The sequence below is a fragment of the Actinoplanes sp. NPDC051494 genome (genome assembly GCF_044454705.1).
Classification (GTDB): Bacteria; Actinomycetota; Actinomycetes; order Mycobacteriales; family Micromonosporaceae; genus Actinoplanes.
Window position 1 is genome coordinate 786,822 of sequence record NZ_JBITDZ010000003.1, and the last position, 13,649, is coordinate 800,470.

The following is a 13,649-nucleotide window of genomic DNA, read 5'->3' on the forward strand; positions in this document are numbered from 1 at the left end:
GATCCCTACTTCCGGACGTGCCAGCGCAGCGGGCCGGGGCGGATGCTCCACCAGAGCTTGCGCCACCAGGAACGGTCGGACCGGAGCGCTTCCGCGTACGCGACGGCCTGCTCGCCGGCCCGCCGGGCCTGGTCGTCGTCGGCCGCTTCCGGGGCGAAACCGACCGTGTTCACGGCCGCCACCAGGTCGTCGAGCGGGGCGGCCAGGCGGATGGCGAACGCCGCGGCCTCGGTCGCCGCCAGGTGCCGGGGGACCGGCCGGCCGGCCAGGCGCAGCGCGTCGGTGAACTCCAGCCAGGCCCCGGTGACGCGCTGGGCCGGCGCGCCGGTGGTCAGCCGTCGGCGGCGCAGGCCGCGGCGCAGCATCAGCATCGTCAGAGCCACCGCGCCCGCCAGCAGCACCAGCGTGCCCGACGAGCCGGAGGCGACCAGCACGGTCGAGACACCGCCGGGCGCCGCTGCCGGGGGTTCGGCCAGGGCCGGTGGGGCCGACGCGCTCGGGGTGTCGGTGGCCTTCGGCGGGTCGGACGTCGGCGGGGGCTCGGACGGCTTCGGGGTGAAGTCGTCCTCGACCGGGCGGGGCGCCTCGTCGCTCTTGGGCATCGGGTCGAACGCGACCCAGCCCAGGTCGTCGAAGAGGACCTCCGGCCAGGCGACCGCGTCGGCGCCGGTGACCTCACCGCCGGCCCGGGGGGTGTCGAAACCGACCACGACCCGCGACGGCAGGCCAGTGAGCCGGGCCAGCAGCGCGAACGACGCCGCGAACTGCTCCGACGTGCCGGTCTGGCCGCCCTGGTTGCGTGGTCCGAACAGGAAGAAGTTCAGGTTCGGGTACGCGTGCCCGCTCGGCGCGTCCGCGACCCGCTTGTAGTGCTCGGCGAGGAACTCCTCGATGGCGACCGCCCGGTCGTACGCGGCGCCGTTGCCGTCGGCCAGCTGGTTCGCGAGACGCTGGATCTCCTCGGGCGCCCCGGTCGCGACCCTCAGATACCGTGCCACCGCGTCACCGTTGGGGACGTCCGCGGTCGGCAGCAGGTTGACGTCGGGCTCCGGGGTGTCCGACGTGACGGTGTACGTCAGGCCCGGCACGAGCGATTCCGGGCGGATCACCGTGCCGGTCGTGGCGTCGTACGCGATCCGGGTCCCGTCGACACCGGTGGGCGTGGGCAGCACCGGCAGCAGCCGCCCGGTCAGCCCGTCGACGGTGATCCGCTGCGTGACCCGGGTGACCTCGACCCCGGGCAGCGTGGCCGGCGCGGGCAGCACCCGGCCGGCGTTGCGGTAGGTGGCGCCCACCCGCCACGTGATGCCGTCGTAGTCGGGCAGCACCGCCAGCCGCAACCGGGCGGTGCCCTTGCCGGTGCCGCTCGCGTCGACGTCCAGCAGCTTCTGCTCCGGCGCCAGCGCCCAGCCCGAGATCCGGTTCAGGGGACTCTCGTCGAGGCTGTCGACCTGCGGCGGTTCGACGTACCGGCGGGGGTCGACCGGGGTGGCGGACACCCGCGCACCGACCCACGGGCCGACCGCCGCGACCAGAGTGAGCAGGACCACCAGGCCGAGAGCCGCGCCGGCGAGCGTGCGGGCCCGCACCGCCGCGCGGGCCGGGGCGGGCACGGCGTCCAGCCCGGTCGCGGACGCGGGACGGGCGGTCACCGCGAGCGCGAGCACGACCAGCCCGGCGAAGACCAGCGTCGGCCATCCGGCACTGCCCGCGTTCGGCCCGACGACGTAGAGGGCGCCACCGTAGAGCGCGGCGGCGGGCACACACCCGAGCAGCACCCGGCGGGCCCGCAGCGCGACCTCACCGCCGGCGAGACCGGCCAGCCAGGCGGCGATGACGGGGACGACCACGGTGTCCGGCGTCGACTCGACCGGGATCATCGCGGTCAGCAGCCGGGGGATCCCGTTGCGCAGGGCGTCGGTGACGATCCCGGAGAGCGGCCCGGCGACCTCGGCGTGGTCCGCCGCCAGCTTCAGGGCCCCCGCCGTGTACGCGGCGAGCAGCACCACCGACAGCGGAGCGACACTCCACGACGGCAACCGCCGGGCGGCCACCCCCACCGCGACCGAGCCCAGCGCGGCGCCGGCGACGAGCCGCAGCAGCAGGTCGTCGGCATAGATCCGGCCCAGCACGACCCCGGAGAGCGAGATCGACACCACCAGCACGATGGGTACGACGGCAGCCCGCGCCCACCGCGTCACCATCCCCGCACCCCGTCCCACGCGGCGGCGAACCGGTCGCCGTCCTCGGCCTCGATGACGATCACCCCGCCGCCGGGGGAGACCGGGGCCGCGTCCGGATCCCCGAGCAGACCCACGATCACCACCGGGTACGGCCCCCGCAGAGCACTGACCGCGCCCAGGTCACCACGTCCTCCCGGGCCGGTCAGATAGACGAGGGTGTCGCCGAGCCTGTTCTGCCGAAGGCTGCGCACGGTCGTGGTGAGGTCCCCGTCGGACAGCGATGCCTCGGTGAGCACGTCGAGGAACGGCCCCCGCGCGGGCCCGGAGACCAGGTGCAGCTCGATCGGCAGATCCTCGCGCACCGCGGCGGCGACGATCGACGCGGCGGCCTCACAGGCGGCCTCGAACGACTCCGGGTCACGGCCGGGATGGGCGCTGCGACGGTCGTCGAGCAGCACGACGATGGTGGGCTCACTGGTGTCGAGCTGCTCGCGCACCATCAGCTCCCCGACCTTCGCCGAGCTGCGCCAGTGCACCCGCTTCAACTCGTCACCGATCACGTACTCGCGGAGCGCGTCGAACGTGATCGTCCCGTGCGGCACCTTGTCGATCCGGCCGTCCAGGCTCCGGGCCATCCCCGCCGGGACGGCACGCAACAGGTGGATGCGGGGGTGCACCCAGACCGTGGTGCTGCCACCGTAGGTCCGCGACAGCGTGAGCAGCCCGAGCGGATCGGCCCGGGTCACCCGCAGCGGCCCCACCTGGACGACACCACGCCGGCTGGTGGGCACCGGATACTCGACGGTGGTGTCCTTGCCGGGCCGCAACCGCAGCAGTGGTACGGGCACGGTGGCGCTGCCGCACCGGTCGGCGGCGACCAGGTTCGCGGCCCGGAGCCTGCTGGTGTTCCGCACGGTCAGCGTCATCCGGGCGGCCTCGCCCCGGGCCACCCGGTCGGGATCGGCGGCCCGCTCGACCCCGAGCCGGGGCCGCCACACCGCGAAGACCACCCCGCACACGACGGCGACGCAGGCGGCTGCCCCGAGCAGCGCAAGATCGGGATACCCGAACCGGAACCCGAGCAGCAACAGCCCGCCGGCGGCCGCGATCACCCCGAGCCCCCGGGAGGTGATCCCCCGCAGGGCGGTCACGCTCCGACGTGGGGGTTGTCGGGGAGCGGGACGGCGACCGAGTGGACGGCGTCGTCGAGGACCTCGGCCGCTGTCACACCGCGGAGCTGGGCGTCGGGGGAGAGCAGGACCCGGTGGGCGAAGACCGGGCCGATGAGGGCCTTGAAGTCCTCGGGCAGGACGTAACCGCGGGCGTTGATGAGGGCGTACGCCGACGCGGCCCGGGTCAGGGCGATGACGCCCCGGGGGCTGACGCCGACGCGGACCTGGGGGTGGTTGCGGGTGGCGGCGGCCAGGCGCACCGCGTACGTGTAGAGGGCGTCGGCGATGTGGACGCGCTGGGCCATCCGGACCATCTCGCCGACGGTGGCGGTGTCGGTGACCGGTTCGAGGGTGTCGGGGGAGCGGCCCGCGGCGCCGCGGAGGACCTCGACCTCGACCTCCTCGGAGGGGTAGCCGACGGACAGTTTGACCAGGAACCGGTCGAGCTGGGCCTCGGGCAGCCGGTAGGTGCCGTCCATCTCGACCGGGTTCTGGGTGGCGACGACGAGGAACGGCTGCGGCACCGGGTGCGGGACGCCGTCGACGGTGACCCGGCGTTCCTCCATGACCTCGAGCAGCGAGGACTGGGTCTTGGGGGAGGCCCGGTTGATCTCGTCGGCGATGACAATGTTGGCGAAGACCGGGCCGGGGTGGAACTCGAAGCCGCGGGTCGCCTGGTTGAAGATGGTGACGCCGGAGACGTCCGAGGGCAGCAGGTCGGGCGTGAACTGGATGCGCCGCCACTGGCCGCGTACCGCCGAGGCGAGCGCGCGGGCCAGCGTGGTCTTGCCGACGCCGGGCACGTCCTCGAGCAGGACGTGCCCCTGGGCGAAGAACGCGGTCAGCGCGAGGCGTACGACCTCCGGCTTGCCCAGCACCACCGTGCCGATCCGGTCGGCGAGCTGCGCGGCGATGCCGGCGAAGCCCTGGATGTGCTGGGGCGGGAGCATCTCGGGTGTCACGGGCATGTCCTCAGCAGGTGGGCAGGTCGTTCACATCGTCGCCACCATCGAGGTTGAGCCACGCGAACGGGATGTAGTTCTTGCCTTTGTAGTTGATCTGGATCCACCAGGTCGACTTCTTGTTGTCGTTGTAGACGTAGGAGTCGATCGAGGTGCCCTTCTTCTTGCAGTAGGCCTCGAACCGGGTGCCGTCGGCGGCCCAGCCGACCTGCTTGTCGTTGTCCTGCTCGGCGACGCTGAAGATCTCGTTGCCGTTGCGCTCGCCGGCGATCTCCTTGTTGCAGTAGGTCTTCTGGTCGCCGGAATCGCCGTTCTTGCAGGTCGCGGTGCCGTACAGCGCGGCGGTCTTCTGGGCCTTCGCCTTGGTGGCCGTCCCGGCGGCGTTCTTCGCCGAGACCGTGAATGTGTAGGACGTGCTCGGCTTCAGACCGGTCACCTTCAGGCTGGTGCAGCTGCCCGCGGCGGTGCCGCCACCGGCCGAGGCCGCCACCGAGCAGGTCGCGGTGCCACCGCCGGCGTCGACGGTGAACGTGACCGTGCCGCTGTCGTAGGTCGCGGAGGAGCCGGTGATCGTCACGATCGGCACGGCCACCGTCTTGGCGGTCGCGGTGCCGGCCTCGCTCTCGCCGGCCTCGTTGACGGCCTTGACCTCGACGGCGACGGTCTCCCCGGCGCCGAAGCCGGTCAGCGTGGTGTTCGTCGCACCGGTCACCTCGGACGTCTTGCCACCGGCGGTGACCAGGTATTTCGTGATCGGGCGGCCGTTGTCCACCGGGGCGGTCCAGGTGACCTGGACGGTGCCGGGCTGGTCGCCCACGGTCGCGGCGTCCACGCCCTCGACCCGGCCGGGCGTGCGGAACGGCACGACGCTCGCGCTGACCGGGGAGGCCTTCGAGCCGGCACCACGCTCGTTGATCGCGACGACCGTGAACGCGTACTGCTTGCCGTACTCCAGGTCGCCGTCCTTGGTGGTCAGCGACGTGGCGTCCTTGACGTCGCCGAGTGGCGCGCTGCCGCCCTCGCTAATCGCGGTCACCGAGTAGTGGTCGATCGTGAGGCCCTGGCCGTTGGCCTCGGGCCAGCTGACGACGATGGTGCCGTCCGGTTTGGCCTCGGCGGTGGCCGCGGTGGGGGCGTCCGGCACCTCGGCGGTCGGCTTGACCGCGTTGCTCTTCTTGGCCGGGCCGTCGCCCTTCTTGTTGACCGCGTGCACGGCGAACTCGTAGGTCTCGCCGTTGACGAGGTCCGGCACGTTCAGCGAGCGCTGGTCGGCACCGACCTGGAACGTCTCGCCGGCGCCCTCGACCACGTAGCGGGTGATGGCGGCACCACCGTTGGACGCGGCCTGCCAGGTGACCCGGGCCTCCGCGTTGCCGGCGGCGGCCCGCACGTTCTTCGGGGCGCCGGGTGCCTTGATGGTCGGCTTCCTCGGCTTCGGCGGGGCGGGCGGCGGCGACGGCGGGGCCGGCGGGACCGGCGGCGGGTCGCCACCGAGCACGTCGTCGGCGTACTTGTCGACCGAGCGGGCCTGGTGGGTGGTGTCCACGACCTGGGCCTTGTCGGAGCCGGGCGCGTTGATGAAGAGGTAGTTCTCCCGGACCTCGAGCTCCAGCGGGCCGCCCGGCTTGGTGAAGTCGATGGCCTTCTTCTCCGCGCCGGAGCGGTCGAAGACGTGCACCGAGCCGGTGGCCGTGTCGGCGACGTAGAAGTAGCCCTCGTAGGCGACGGCGGGCTGCAGCTCGTCGCCGTCACCGGGCACCGGGAAGCTTGCCGTGGTGGTCTCCCCGGTGACGCCGAAGACGCGCCGGGTGTCGGGGACAGTGACCGCCACGACGTCGCCGTCGGTGTGCTCGGGCAGCGTGCCCGGGCCGTCCAGCGGCAGGGTGACCTTGTGCGTGACGGTCTCGTGGATCGTGACGAGGTCGTTGGTGGTGCGGTCGAGCACGGCGACGCCGTCCTCGAGCGTGGAGATCGTCAGGTCGTGGCTCGCGGCGGCGACCGACTCGGTGCGGACCTGGGTCGGCCCGGTGGCGGCGGCCTCACCGGAGCCGTCGGTGCCGTCGTCGTCCAGCACGGCGGGGGTGATCGCCGAGACGGTGCCCTCGCTGGGCACCGCGATCCACAGCCGGCCCTTGCCGTCGAAGGAACCGCCGGTGATGCCGGGCGGGTAGCGCAGGGACTCACCGACCGGGGCGAGCGAGCGCGGGTCGAGCTGCCGGATCTCGCCCTGCACGGAGTCGATGACGAACGCGGCGTCCTTGTCGAGCGCGATGTGCACGCCGATGCCGGCGGAGGTGTCGAACCTCGCCGCTTCCTGCAGCGACGTGAGGTCCATCGTGCTGACGAGACCGGTCTGCACGTCGCGCAGGATGACGAAGCGGTCGTTCTGCGCGACCTGCATCTGGTGCCCGCGCGCCCGGCCGACGTCGGCCCGGGTGTCCACCCGCGCGGTCACGCCGTTGATCCGGGAGACCTCGCCCTTGCCCTTGCTCCAGGCCCAGGACGCGGCGTCGAAGCTGGCGACGGCCTGATCGGCGGAGCCGAGACCCAGCACGGTGAGGCCGAGCCCGGCGACGAGCGCGGCGACGGTGCCGATGGTGACCAGCCCGCCCCGGCTGCGCCAGGGGCGCCTGGACCGTGGTGTCACGGCGTCTGCACTGCTCACGGCCTGCGTACCTCCCCGTATTCGCCGGCTGCGTCCCCGCAAGGACGTGGGCCATCATAGGGGGATCCGGGTGGCTGCGGACACCCGGCGAGTCACACCTGTGGATAACTCTGATCGCCCAGAGTGATCATCATCTCGTCGGAACGGAACTGGGCTCCCCACTCGCGCGGGTGGTGCACGCCTGTTCCGAGGGCGAGAACTTCGTGGTGCTGTACACAGCCACGATCACGAAGCAATAGTCCAGGTCAGCGTTGAGACCCTTGAGGTTGAACGTGGTCGTGGAGGGCCCGACCGTACCCATCGGCTTGAGCTGTTCGCCGGAATGGGCGCCGGTGACGATGAAGTTGACACGGCCGCTCGCGGGGTCCGCCCAGGACAGCTTGATCGACGATCCGTAGTCGCTTAGTTGCAGATTCGTAGGCGCCGGGCCGTCCAGAGTTGGCACATCCGACGCGTCGTCCTTGTCACCCGGTTTGGCGAGGACGGTCACCAGGGCGACGACGGCGATGACCACACCGAGGACCGCCGCGATGGCCGCGAACAGCGCCGGGGCCCGCACCCCGAACCCCGACTTCGTGGGAGCCACCGGGCCGGGCGCCGCGAAAGGCGATTCAGAAAAAGAAGGCTGCCGCTGTACGGGCACCGGGCTCGCGAAAGCGGGCGGCGCAACCGGCGGGGGCGCGGAGAAGGGGGGCGCGGGTGCCGGGGGCGTGGAAAAAGCGGGCGTCGGCGGTGAGGCGGGGGTCGGGGGGAAGTGGACGACCGGGCGCTCGGCGGGCGGATCCGGCAGCTCTATCCGTACCGTGGCGGGGTCCTCGCCCAGATAGGCCCGCGCCCGGGTGACCTGCCAATGGTCCGGGCCGAGGACCGCTGGGCCGTTCGCGGCCACGCGGCCGAACGCCCGGCGCGCCTCGTGCCGGTTCTCCATCTCCTCGGCGACCACGCCCAGCTCGTAGGAGATGCCCAGCATCAGCGGGTCGCTCTCGCCGAGGCGCCACTGACCGGCCGCGTACGCCTCCTCGAGCACCCGTCGCGCGGCCGGCGCGTCCCCGCCGCCGTGCATGATCACGGCCAGCTGGTGGGCGGTGCCGAGCACCTCGGGGTCGTCCTCGCCCAGATTGACCTTCCCGAGCTCGACGGCGTGCTCGAGCAGGGCGCGGGCCTGGGCGGGGTCGCCGGAGTCGACGAGGGCCTGGGCGCGCTGACGGGTGGCGTGGAGGGGGAACGGCTGGGACACCCAGCCATGCTGCCTGGAACGGCGCCATCCTGCCAGTACGCAAAGTGATCACAACGGGCATGGACCGTTCGGGCAGGGCTTGTTCCGGAACCGTGGCGTGGTGTTGACATCCGGGCCGGTCTATCGCTTGCTGTGATCCAGTGCATTGCAGCACTGTTTCGTTCACGAAAGGACCACCCCGCATGACGACACGCCCTTCCGGGCGCCGGCGCCTCGGCCGGATTCTCGCGGTAGGACTCGCGGTGCTGACCACCGGCTCGCTGACCGCCAATCCCGCGTCCGCGGCCCCCGCCACGGCCGCGGCCGCACCCAGTCTCGGCTCGAACGTCACCGTTTTCGACCCCGCCATGCCGGTGGAGCAGATCCAGGCCACCCTTGACGCCACGTACGCCCAGCAGGTCGACAACGAGATGGGCACCGCCCGGTTCGCGTACCTGTTCAAGCCGGGCACGTACGGCACCACCGAGAAGCCGCTGCAGATCAAGGTGGGCTACTACACCGAGATCTCCGGGCTCGGGGCGGCTCCCACCGACGTGGTCATCAACGGCAAGGTCGAGGTCTACAACCGCTGCCTCGCCGACGGTGGCACCAGCAACTGTCTCGCGCTGGTGAACTTCTGGCGGACCCTGTCCAACCTCACGATCAACATCAACGGCGCGGGCCAGGACGGCTGCCGGGCCGGGGCCAACTTCTGGGCGGTGTCGCAGGCGGTCTCGCTGCGCCGGCTCAACGTCACCGGCGGCAACTTCTCGCTGATGGACTACTGCACCGCCGGCCCGCAGTACGCCAGCGGTGGTTTCATCGCGAACTCGAAGTTCCCGACCGTCATCAACGGGTCGCAGCAGCAGTGGCTGACCCGCGACAGCGAGGTCGAGAGCTGGTCCAACGGCGTGTGGAACCAGGTCTTCTCCGGTGTCGTCGGCGCTCCGGACGACGCGGCGTTCCCCGACCCGCCGTACACGACGGTCGAGAAGACGCCGGTGAGCCGGGAGAAGCCGTTCCTGTTCGTCGACGCCAAGGGTAAGTACAACGTCCAGGTGCCGGCCGCGAAGCGCAACACCAGCGGCACGTCGTGGACCGGCGGACGCACGCTCCCGCTGAGCGATTTCTTCGTCGCCAAGCCCTCCGACCCGGTGTGGCTGATCAACGCGAACCTCGCTCTCGGTCGCAACCTGCTGCTCACCCCCGGCGTGTACGACGTCGCGCAGAGCCTCGCCGTGCGCTACCCGAACCAGGTCGTGCTCGGCATCGGGCATGCGACGCTGACCGCGGTGAACGGCGCGACGCCGCTGACCGTGGCCGACGTGCCCGGTGTGGTCGTCGCGGGCGTCACCGTCGATGCCGGCACCAGGGAATCGAAGACGCTGCTGCGCGTGGGCGTCAAGAACGGTTTCGGGATCAGCTCGCCGAACAACCCGACCACGCTGTCCGACGTGTACTTCCGCGTCGGTGGCCCGCACATCGGCAAGACCGACACCGCGCTGGAGGTCAACAGCGACAACGTGCTCATCGACCACACCTGGGTGTGGCGTGGTGACCACGGCGTCGAGGGCTTCACCGAGGGCGTGAACGGTGACACCCAGCGCTGGCGCACCAACACCGGTCGTTACGGCGCTGTCATCAACGGCGACAACGTCACCGCGACGGGCCTGTTCGTCGAGCACTTCCAGAAGTACAACACCGTCTGGAACGGCGACAAGGGCACGACGATCCTCTACCAGAACGAGCTCCCGTACGACCCGCCGACGCAGGCTGACTGGATGAACGGCACGGTCGAGGGATACGCCGGTTACAAGGTCGGGGACAGGGTCCGCAACCACACGCTGTACGGCGCGGGCGTCTACGTCTTCAACCAGAACAACCCGTCCATCCACACCGAGAACGGCTTCGAGGTCCCGAACCGTCCCGGCGTGAAGCTGCACCACATCATGACGGTCAACCTCAGCGCCGGCACCATCGACCACGTCGTCAACGGCGTGGGCGCGGCCGCCGACCCGCCGAGCAGCGGGGTCCCGGTCTACCTGACCGAGTACCCCGCACCGTGAGCGGATAGTTCGGGTGGGCCGGAGCGATCGTGCTCCGGCCCACCCGAGCTTCAGCAGGTGGCGAGCATCGAGGTGAGCGCGGTCTTCTCGGCGCTGGTGACGGTCAGGGCCCAGACATACTTCACCTTGACCCACATCCGGGCGTACGTGCAGTGGTAGCTGGACAGCGGCGGCTTCCAGGAGTCCGGCGACTGGTCGCTCTTGGACTGGTTCACGTTGTCGGTGACAGCCATCAGCTGCGGGTTGGTCAGGTCGTTGGCGAAGCTCTGGCGCTTCGTGGTGGTCCACGCCCAGGCACCGGAGATCCAGGCATTCTTGAGCGGCACCATGTGGTCGATGTCGACGTCCGAGGCGGCGGTCCAGGTCGCCCCGTCGTACGGGCTGTACCAGCTGCCCGAGCTCGACGCGCAGGCCGAGTCGACGACGACGCCGCTGCCGTCACGCTTGAGGACGGTCTCGCGGGTGTTACAGGTGCCCGAGATCGTGATCCAGTGCGGGAACAGATCCCGGTCGTACGTCGTGGTGTGGGTCGAGGCGGCGACGGTCAGGGAGGTGAGATAGGTCTTCGCGGTCGCTGCCGTCGGAATGCCCGGCGGGGTGGCGCCCGCCGGGGAGACGAAAGCGAACTGCAGGAAGACCGACAGCAGTACGGCGACTGTGATGCGACGTCTCGTCATGAAAAGAAGTTTCAGAGTACGGACGCGGTCGCGAAACATGTCAGTTTGGGTATTCCACCGGGGTGTGGCCGTGGCACCAGCCATGACGGCACCGGAGCGGCCCGCGGCGGCCGTCGCCCGGCCGGTCAGTCGCCTGAGGTGACCGGCGCGGTGAGCAGACCGGTGATCGCGTCGGTCAGGGCGGCGGCGGTGCCGGCCCAGGCGGCCACCGGGTCGCCGTTGCCCTCGGCCAGAGCGCGTTCCTGCTCGGCGCAGGTGTGCACGATGAGGTTGCGCATCATGTGCTGCCGGGCCGCCAGGGCGTCCGGTGGGAGTTCCGGCAGGCAGCGGGCCAGGCCCTCGGCCACGGCCTGCATGGTCGGGGCCTCCAGCGCCTCCTCGATGATCACCGCGCGGTGCAGCGGGTCGGTCATCACCTGCGCGGCGAACCGGGCGTACCAGGTGGGCCGGCCCAGACCGGCGAGGTGATCGGTGAACGGGTGGACCAGGACCGTCACCAGGATGCGGGGCTCCTGGCTGCCGTCGTGGCGCAGCAGCAGCCGGCGGCGCCGCTGCTCCATCGGGTCCAGGTGACGGCGCGCGACGGCCCGGATCAGGTCCGCCTTGGTGCCGACGTGGTAGCCGACCGCGGCGTTGTTGCCCTGGCCGGCGGCCTCGCTCACCTGACGGTTGGAGACGGCGAGCAGGCCCCGCTCGGCGAACAGGCGTTCGGCCGCGGTCAGGATCAGCTCCCGGGTGTTCTCCGCCCGTGGGCTCCTCAGCTCGTTCATCATGCTCCTACGCTGCAGATACTCCGGCACCATTGTCGGGTACCTACCGCGGTCGCGGTACCCGGGATCCCGCGGCGGGCCGACGACATCGGCGCGCGAAGCTTGCGATCATGAAGCCATGAAGAGCCGGGCCCTCGACGCGATCGTGCTGGTCGTCATGCTGGTCACGGCCGGGCTCGGGTACGACGCGGCGATCACCTCGGTCCCGGTGCTCCTCACGTTCACGCTGCTGGCGTGGCTGCCGCTCGTGGTCCGTACCCGATGGCCGTTGCCCGTGCTCGTGGTTGTCGTCCTGGTCGAGGCCGCCCATCTGATCGTGCTGCCGGCCATCGATCATCTCCCGGATTCCGGCACCAACATGGGGGTCTACCAGCCCACCCCGATCGCCACGATGATCGCGGTCTGGACCGTGGCGAGCCGCCGGTCCCGCACGGCCGGCTGGTGGGCGGGGTCGGCGGCGGCGGTGACGCTGCTCGTGGTCGGGGTGACCGCCCAGCCGCTCAAGCTGCTCGCGCTCAACATGGTCGTGCTCAACCTGGTGCTCATCGCGACCGCGATCGGGGTCGGGGCCACCGCGCGCCGCGAGCGGCGGGAACGGCTGGCCCACGAGCGGCGGGAGGACGCCCGGCAGCAGGTCGTCGCCGAGCGGCTGCGCATCGCCCGGGACCTGCACGACGTGCTCGCGCACCACCTGACCCTGGTCAACGCGCAGGCCGGGGTCGCCGGTTACCTGATGCGCACCGACCCGGCGGCGGCCTCGACGGCGTTGCACGACATCAGCGAGCACACCCGCAAGGCGCTCGACGAGCTGCGCGCCACGGTGGGGCTGCTGCGCCAGGCCGACGACCCGGAGGGCGACCCGACGCATCCCGCCCCGGGGCTCGACCGTCTCGGTGACCTGGTCGGCCCGGGGATCTCCCTGCACGTGCAGGGGTCGCCCCGCCCGCTGGTCCCGGCGACGGACCTGGCGGCGTACCGGATCGTTCAGGAAGCCCTCACCAACGCACGTAAGCACGCGGCCGGCGCGCGGGTGGGGGTGGAGCTGCGCTGGTTGGAGCGTGACCTGCGGATCCGGGTCGAGAACGGCCCGGGTCAGGCCCGGCAGCGGGAGCACGGTGGCGGTCACGGACTGATCGGCATGCGGGAACGGGCCCGGGCCTGCGGCGGCGAACTGACCACGCATCGCAGCGAGAACGGTGGCTTCGTCGTGCTCGCGATCCTCCCTCTGGAAAAGGACACACCATGACGATCCGGGTGCTGCTGGCCGACGATCAGGCGTTGTTGCGGGCCACGTTCCGGCTGCTCATCGACTCGGCGCCGGATCTGGAGGTGGTCGGGGAGGCGGCGTCCGGGGACGAGGCCGTGGCGGTGGCCCGCGCGACGCCGGTCGACCTGGTGCTGATGGACATCCGGATGCCGGGCACCGACGGCATCGAGGCGACCCGCACGATCACCGACGATCATCATCTGTCCGGGGTACGCATCCTGGTGCTGACCACGTTCGAGACCGACGACCTGGTGCTGGCGGCGCTGCGGGCCGGGGCCAGCGGTTTTCTCGGCAAGGGGGTGGAGCCGGAGGCGTTGCTGGCCGCGATCCGGACGGTGGCGGCGGGCGAGGCGCTGCTGTCACCGGGCGCGACCACCGCGCTGATCGGGCAGGTCCTGGCGAAGCCGGAGCCACCCCGCGGTGCCGCGCTGACCGGGTTGTCCGAGCTCACGGCCCGCGAACGCGAGATCACCGCGCTGGTGGGCGCGGGGTTGTCCAACAACGAGATCGCGGCCCACCTGTTCATCAGCCCGACCACCGCCAAGACCCATATCAACCGGGCGATGATGAAGGTCGGTGCGCGGGACCGGGCCCAGCTGGTGATCTTCGCGTACGACCACGGGCTGGTCGTCCCCCGCGCCCCGGGCCGGCCCTAGCCCGGATCGTCCGGC

General features: G+C 71.5%; 10 protein-coding genes. 3 read left to right on the plus strand and 7 right to left on the minus strand.

Annotation, left to right across the window (positions count from 1 at the left end):
* Nucleotides 1-5: 5 nt before the first annotated feature.
* From ACIA6A_RS16160 to ACIA6A_RS16180, 5 genes are all read right to left on the minus strand, one after another.
* Nucleotides 6-2,204, minus strand: coding sequence for a DUF3488 and transglutaminase-like domain-containing protein (locus tag ACIA6A_RS16160; RefSeq protein ID WP_396098406.1), 2,199 nt, complete (start codon nucleotides 2,202-2,204; stop codon nucleotides 6-8).
* Nucleotides 2,198-3,334, minus strand: a complete 1,137-nt coding sequence (locus tag ACIA6A_RS16165) for a DUF58 domain-containing protein (protein WP_396098407.1) — start codon at nucleotides 3,332-3,334, stop codon at nucleotides 2,198-2,200. Before ACIA6A_RS16165 ends, ACIA6A_RS16160 begins: the two co-directional genes overlap by 7 nt.
* Nucleotides 3,331-4,323, minus strand: coding sequence for an AAA family ATPase (locus ACIA6A_RS16170; RefSeq protein ID WP_396098408.1), 993 nt, complete (start codon nucleotides 4,321-4,323; stop codon nucleotides 3,331-3,333). The genes ACIA6A_RS16165 and ACIA6A_RS16170 overlap by 4 nt, the downstream gene beginning before the upstream one ends.
* A gap of 4 nt (nucleotides 4,324-4,327) precedes the next feature.
* Nucleotides 4,328-6,982 carry a fibronectin type III domain-containing protein gene (locus tag ACIA6A_RS16175; protein WP_396098410.1) on the minus strand — a complete coding sequence of 885 codons (2,655 nt, stop codon included), beginning with the start codon at nucleotides 6,980-6,982 and terminating at the stop codon, nucleotides 4,328-4,330.
* A 130-nt stretch (nucleotides 6,983-7,112) separates the two neighbouring features.
* The gene (locus tag ACIA6A_RS16180) at nucleotides 7,113-8,219 is read right to left on the minus strand and encodes a tetratricopeptide repeat protein (protein ID WP_396098411.1); all 1,107 of its coding nucleotides are present in this window, start codon (nucleotides 8,217-8,219) and stop codon (nucleotides 7,113-7,115) included.
* Between the two features lie 182 nt (nucleotides 8,220-8,401).
* On the opposite strand from ACIA6A_RS16180, the gene ACIA6A_RS16185 reads away from it, so the two are divergent.
* Entirely contained in the window at nucleotides 8,402-10,264 is a 1,863-nt protein-coding gene (locus ACIA6A_RS16185; RefSeq protein WP_396098412.1) for an adenylyl cyclase, read from the plus strand.
* 50 nt (nucleotides 10,265-10,314) lie between these two features.
* On the opposite strand, the gene ACIA6A_RS16190 is transcribed toward ACIA6A_RS16185, so the two are convergent.
* Nucleotides 10,315-10,941: an HNH endonuclease family protein gene (locus ACIA6A_RS16190; protein ID WP_396098413.1), complete on the minus strand. Its 627-nt coding sequence runs from the start codon at nucleotides 10,939-10,941 to the stop codon at nucleotides 10,315-10,317.
* A 125-nt stretch (nucleotides 10,942-11,066) separates the two neighbouring features.
* Nucleotides 11,067-11,714, minus strand: coding sequence for a TetR/AcrR family transcriptional regulator (locus ACIA6A_RS16195; protein ID WP_396098414.1), 648 nt, complete (start codon nucleotides 11,712-11,714; stop codon nucleotides 11,067-11,069).
* Between the two features lie 115 nt (nucleotides 11,715-11,829).
* Between ACIA6A_RS16195 and ACIA6A_RS16200 the strand changes: the two genes are divergently transcribed.
* Together ACIA6A_RS16200 and ACIA6A_RS16205 are read left to right on the plus strand one after the other, a co-directional pair.
* Nucleotides 11,830-12,957, plus strand: a complete 1,128-nt coding sequence (locus ACIA6A_RS16200) for a sensor histidine kinase (RefSeq protein WP_396098415.1) — start codon at nucleotides 11,830-11,832, stop codon at nucleotides 12,955-12,957.
* On the plus strand, nucleotides 12,954-13,634 hold the full coding sequence (locus ACIA6A_RS16205; RefSeq protein WP_396098416.1) for a response regulator: 681 nt from the start codon (nucleotides 12,954-12,956) through the stop codon (nucleotides 13,632-13,634). Before ACIA6A_RS16200 ends, ACIA6A_RS16205 begins: the two co-directional genes overlap by 4 nt.
* Nucleotides 13,635-13,649 lie beyond the last annotated feature (15 nt).